This window comes from Aurantiacibacter flavus, assembly GCF_039710615.1.
In the GTDB taxonomy this organism is placed as follows: domain Bacteria; phylum Pseudomonadota; class Alphaproteobacteria; order Sphingomonadales; family Sphingomonadaceae; genus Alteraurantiacibacter; species Alteraurantiacibacter flavus.
This window is the reverse complement of sequence record NZ_JBDLBR010000017.1, coordinates 1-5,341: the sequence shown is the minus strand read 5'-3', so window position 1 is coordinate 5,341 and position 5,341 is coordinate 1. Positions and strand designations below refer to the sequence as shown.

The window sequence follows — 5,341 nt, the reverse complement described above, 5'->3', positions numbered from 1 at the left end:
GGCTCCACCGACGCGGCGCTGGCGGTTTTCACCGGCGCTTTGCGGAGGTCGCCATTTTTGACGGATAGCCGGCTCCCCCGGTGAAAATCGGGGAACCGATCGCTGTCCGCTTTTGAATTTGGTGGTTCTTTGACATTGTTGATCTTAGATGAAGGGACATGTGGGCGACGGCGCCCGGTCCGCGGAACTCAAGGCCGCGGTAACCGGTATTCATAAGCCGAAACCACATTCGCACGGACTACCACGTCTGTGTGTGATGATGCATGTCCTTCGTATCCATTACGTTTGACAGTGCAGGTATCGGCTCCTTGAAGCTCATGCCAAGCGGGTTAGCGGGGTTTTCCCCGTGTCTGTTTGGTATGTGACACAAACTTGAGAGTTTGATCCTGGCTCAGAACGAACGCTGGCGGCATGCCTAACACATGCAAGTCGAACGAGACCTTCGGGTCTAGTGGCGCACGGGTGCGTAACGCGTGGGAACCTGCCTTTAGGTTCGGAATAACAGTGAGAAATCGCTGCTAATACCGGATAATGTCTTCGGACCAAAGATTTATCGCCTTTAGATGGGCCCGCGTAGGATTAGCTAGTTGGTGAGGTAATGGCTCACCAAGGCGACGATCCTTAGCTGGTCTTAGAGGATGATCAGCCACACTGGGACTGAGACACGGCCCAGACTCCTACGGGAGGCAGCAGTGGGGAATATTGGACAATGGGCGAAAGCCTGATCCAGCAATGCCGCGTGAGTGATGAAGGCCTTAGGGTTGTAAAGCTCTTTTACCCGGGATGATAATGACAGTACCGGGAGAATAAGCCCCGGCTAACTCCGTGCCAGCAGCCGCGGTAATACGGAGGGGGCTAGCGTTGTTCGGAAATACTGGGCGTAAAGCGCACGTAGGCGGCGTCGTAAGTCAGGGGTGAAATCCCGGGGCTCAACCCCGGAACTGCCCTTGAAACTGTGATGCTAGAATCTTGGAGAGGCGAGTGGAATTCCGAGTGTAGAGGTGAAATTCGTAGATATTCGGAAGAACACCAGTGGCGAAGGCGACTCGCTGGACAAGTATTGACGCTGAGGTGCGAAAGCGTGGGGAGCAAACAGGATTAGATACCCTGGTAGTCCACGCCGTAAACGATGATAACTAGCTGTCCGGGCTCATAGAGCTTGGGTGGCGCAGCTAACGCATTAAGTTATCCGCCTGGGGAGTACGGTCGCAAGATTAAAACTCAAAGGAATTGACGGGGGCCTGCACAAGCGGTGGAGCATGTGGTTTAATTCGAAGCAACGCGCAGAACCTTACCAGCCTTTGACATCCTTCGACGGTTACGAGAGATCGTTTCCTTCCTTCGGGACGAAGTGACAGGTGCTGCATGGCTGTCGTCAGCTCGTGTCGTGAGATGTTGGGTTAAGTCCCGCAACGAGCGCAACCCTCGTCCTTAGTTGCCATCATTTAGTTGGGCACTCTAAGGAAACCGCCGGTGATAAGCCGGAGGAAGGTGGGGATGACGTCAAGTCCTCATGGCCCTTACAGGCTGGGCTACACACGTGCTACAATGGCATCTACAGTGAGCAGCGATCCCGCGAGGGTTAGCTAATCTCCAAAAGATGTCTCAGTTCGGATTGTTCTCTGCAACTCGAGAGCATGAAGGCGGAATCGCTAGTAATCGCGGATCAGCATGCCGCGGTGAATACGTTCCCAGGCCTTGTACACACCGCCCGTCACGCCATGGGAGTTGGTTTCACCCGAAGATGGTGCGCTAACCTTTTAGGAGGCAGCCAGCCACGGTGGGATCAGCGACTGGGGTGAAGTCGTAACAAGGTAGCCGTAGGGGAACCTGCGGCTGGATCACCTCCTTTCTAAGGATATTGGCGGAAAGCGTCGGCTCTAGCAGTCGGAAGTGCTTCCTCCGTTTCCAAAGAACATTGCCGTCGTCCTCATGTCCCTTCATCACTGGAAAAGACACGCAAGGCTTATGCTTTGTGTGTTTACGCCTGAGCTGGCTTATGCCGCCCGCGGCCTTTTGGCCCGCTTGAGGCGCATGGGCCTGTAGCTCAGTTGGTTAGAGCGCACCCCTGATAAGGGTGAGGTCGGTGGTTCGAATCCACCCAGGCCCACCATGTTTTGTCTGGCGAGGGGCCTTAGCTCAGCTGGGAGAGCGGTTGCTTTGCAAGCATCAGGTCATCGGTTCGATCCCGATAGGCTCCACCAGGCAGATATTTTTCCAGAGATGAAGAGAAAACGGATCCCGCGTATGGCGGGTAGGCAGTTTCGGCTGCCGTCTTTGACATTGTGAATGGGTTTTTAAATCGATGCCGTGAGGTGTCGTCGTGCTGGCAGAGGCTTTGCTTCTGGTCAGGCGATGGCAAATCACAAATCAATCAAATTGATTATCTGGCTGAGATAATTCCTCCGCACCGTTGTATCGGCAATTGTTATGCAGACTTGTCGTTGATGGTGTGGATTCTCAAGCGTGAGGTAAGAGCATTTGGTGGATGCCTTGGCATGTACAGGCTATGAAGGACGTGGCACGCTGCGATAAGCGTCGGGGAGCTGTGAGCAAGCTTCGATCCGGCGATTTCCGAATGGGGAAACCCACCCTCACCATTTCCTCTGATTGTTCTTCGGAATGATTAGAAGAGGTGGATAGGGTATCACCTTGCTGAATATATAGGCTTGGTGAAGCTAACCCGGGGAACTGAAACATCTCAGTACCTGGAGGAAAAGACATCAACCGAGATTCCGTTAGTAGTGGCGAGCGAACGCGGACCAGGCCAGTGCCTTCATTTCAACTAACAGAACATTCTGGAAAGTTTGGCCATAGCGGGTGACAGCCCCGTATGTGAAAGTGATGATGAAGGACTTGAGTAGGGCGGGACACGTGAAATCCTGTCTGAACATGGGGGGACCACCCTCCAAGCCTAAATACTCGTACATGACCGATAGCGAACACAGTACCGTGAGGGAAAGGTGAAAAGCACCCCGATTAGGGGAGTGAAACAGTACCTGAAACCGAATGCTTACAATCAGTTGGAGCCCCATAGGGGGTGACAGCGTACCTCTTGCATAATGGGTCAGTGACTTAATCTAGCAAGCAAGCTTAAGCCGTTAGGTGTAGGCGTAGCGAAAGCGAGTCTGAATAGGGCGAATGAGTTTGTTGGATTAGACCCGAACCCCGGCGATCTAGGCATGAGCAGGCTGAAGGTGCGGTAACACGCACTGGAGGGCCGAACCGTTTAATGTTGAAAAATTATCGGATGACTTGTGTTTAGGGGTGAAAGGCCAATCAAGCCGGGAAATAGCTGGTTCTCCGCGAAATCTATTGAGGTAGAGCGTCAGATGTATGCCGATGGGGGTAGAGCACTGGATGGGCTAGGGCTGCGCGAGCGGTACCAAACCTAACCAAACTCCGAATACCATCGAGTCTTGTCTGGCAGACAGACGGCGGGTGCTAAGGTCCGTCGTCAAAAGGGAAACAGCCCTAACCTACAGCTAAGGTCCCCAAGTAATACCTAAGTGCGAAAGCATGTGGGAATCCCAAAACAACCAGGAGGTTGGCTTAGAAGCAGCCATCCTTTAAAGAAAGCGTAACAGCTCACTGGTCTAAATAAGGGTTCCTGCGGCGAAGATGTAACGGGACTAAAGGTATTCACCGAAGCTTAGGGTTCAGAACTTTGTTCTGAGCGGTAGCGGAGCGTTCCGTAAGCGAGCGAAGGAGAAGGGTAACCGACTCTGGACGTATCGGAAGTGCGAATGCTGACATGAGTAGCGATAAAGAGGGTGAGATGCCCTCTCGCCGAAAGACCAAGGGTTCCTGCGCAACGCTAATCGGCGCAGGGTAAGCCGGCCCCTAAGACGAGCCCGAAGGGGGTAGTCGATGGGAACCACGTTAATATTCGTGGGCCTGGTGGTGTGTGACGGATGGCGGAAGTAGTTCACTCTTAACGGATTGAGTGGGCTGCCAAGTTGTCCCGGGAAATAGCCCCACCGTATAGACCGTACCCGAAACCGACACAGGTGGTCAGGTAGAGTATACCAAGGCGCTTGAGTGAAGTATCCTGAAGGAACTCGGCAAATTGCCTCCGTACCTTCGGAAGAAGGAGGCCCTGGATTAACGCAAGTTTTTTCAGGGGGCACAGGCCAGGGGGTAGCGACTGTTTATCAAAAACACAGGACTCTGCTAAGTCGGCTTCAAGACGACGTATAGGGTCTGACGCCTGCCCGGTGCTGGAAGGTTAAGAGGAGGAGTGCAAGCTCCGAATTGAAGCCCCAGTAAACGGCGGCCGTAACTATAACGGTCCTAAGGTAGCGAAATTCCTTGTCGGGTAAGTTCCGACCTGCACGAATGGCGTAACGACTTCCCCACTGTCTCCAGGATATGCTCAGCGAAATTGAAGTTCCCGTGAAGATGCGGGATACCCGCGGTTAGACGGAAAGACCCCGTGCACCTTTACTGCAGCTTCAGAGTGGCATTAGGAAAGAGTTGTGTAGCATAGGTGGGAGGCTTTGAAACTTGGGCGCCAGTCCAAGTGGAGCCATAGGTGAAATACCACCCTGCTGTTTTCTGATGTCTAACTAACTACCGTTATCCGGTAGTAGGACCCTCTGTGGCGGGTAGTTTGACTGGGGCGGTCGCCTCCTAAAGAGTAACGGAGGCGCGCGATGGTAGGCTCAGGCCGGTTGGAAACCGGCTGCAAGAGTGCAATGGCATAAGCCTGCCTGACTGCGAGACTGACGAGTCGAGCAGAGACGAAAGTCGGTCATAGTGATCCGGTGGTCCCTCGTGGAAGGGCCATCGCTCAACGGATAAAAGGTACGCCGGGGATAACAGGCTGATACTGCCCAAGAGCTCATATCGACGGCAGTGTTTGGCACCTCGATGTCGGCTCATCACATCCTGGGGCTGGAGCAGGTCCCAAGGGTTTGGCTGTTCGCCAATTAAAGTGGTACGTGAGCTGGGTTCAGAACGTCGCGAGACAGTTTGGTCCCTATCTGCCGTGGGCGTCGATTGTTGAGAGGAGTTGCCCCTAGTACGAGAGGACCGGGGTGAACATACCTCTGGTGTACCTGTCATCGCGCCAGCGGTGCAGCAGGGTAGCTATGTATGGACGGGATAACCGCTGAAAGCATCTAAGCGGGAAGCCTCCCTCAAGATTAGCAATCATCGAACCGTGATAGACCATCACGTTGATAGGCCAGGTGTGGAAGCGCAGTAATGTGTGGAGCTAACTGGTCCTAATCGTTCAGTTCGCGCTTGTTGAATCCCACCATCAACGTCAGGGCTGCAAAGCTCTGGCATTGAGGAGGAATACTCAAAGCCGGATAATGACGCCTCAAAAGCAACAACA

At 53.6% G+C, this 5,341-nt stretch carries 2 tRNA genes and 2 rRNA genes; all 4 read left to right on the top strand.

Annotation, left to right across the window (positions count from 1 at the left end):
• The first annotated feature begins 368 nt into the window (after positions 1-368).
• Positions 369-1,852, top strand: a 16S ribosomal RNA gene (locus tag ABDJ38_RS16840).
• A 184-nt stretch (positions 1,853-2,036) separates the two neighbouring features.
• Positions 2,037-2,113 (top strand) — tRNA-Ile (locus ABDJ38_RS16835).
• Between the two features lie 15 nt (positions 2,114-2,128).
• Positions 2,129-2,204 (top strand) — tRNA-Ala (locus ABDJ38_RS16830).
• Positions 2,205-2,461: 257 nt separating this feature from the next.
• A 23S ribosomal RNA gene (locus ABDJ38_RS16825) occupies positions 2,462-5,252 on the top strand.
• Together the 16S and 23S rRNA genes with 2 tRNA genes alongside form the textbook arrangement of a ribosomal RNA operon.
• Positions 5,253-5,341 lie beyond the last annotated feature (89 nt).